Genomic DNA, 496 nt, shown 5'->3' with positions numbered 1-496 from the left:
CACCACACGCCGGCCGAACTTTCCGGCGGCCAGCAGCAGCGCGTGGCGATCGCCCGCGCCATCGTCACCAGGCCGACACTGCTCGTCGCCGACGAGCCGACCGGCAATCTCGACACCGCGCGCACGCATGAGATCATGGAGCTGCTGACGCGGCTGAACAGGGAGCTTGGCCTGACCATCGCCATGGTTACGCACGAGGCCGATGTCGCCGAATACGCCGAGCGCACCATCCGCTTCCTCGACGGCCACGTGGCCTCCGATTCCATGAACCTGGAAGTGGCATAGGCCATGATCTGGGAAACCGTACGCCTGTCGCTGCGCTCGATCCGCCGCAACGTGCTGCGCTCGTTCCTGACCTTACTCGGCATCGTCATCGGCGTTGCCGCCGTCATTGCCATGCTGACCATCGGCTCCGGTACCACGCAGAAGGTCAAGGCCGACATTTCCAAGCTCGGCAGCAATCTGCTGGTCGTGCGTGCCGGGCGCCGGGCACGCA

At 65.7% G+C, this 496-nt stretch carries 2 protein-coding genes; both read left to right on the top strand.

All coding sequences use genetic code 11. The annotated features are described in order from the left end of the window. Positions 1-285, top strand: a 285-nt coding sequence (locus EOA36_RS36830; protein ID WP_127281334.1) for an ATP-binding cassette domain-containing protein, incomplete at its 5' end; no start/stop codon positions are given. Positions 286-288: 3 nt separating this feature from the next. Continuing rightward, the coding region (locus EOA36_RS36825) for an ABC transporter permease (protein ID WP_189553579.1) at positions 289-496 on the top strand (208 nt) is incomplete at its 3' end.

Source organism: Mesorhizobium sp. M8A.F.Ca.ET.021.01.1.1 (assembly GCF_003998025.1).
GTDB lineage: Bacteria > Pseudomonadota > Alphaproteobacteria > Rhizobiales > Rhizobiaceae > Mesorhizobium.
Note: the sequence above shows the minus strand (reverse complement) of the source record. Positions and strands in the feature narration are given on the sequence as shown.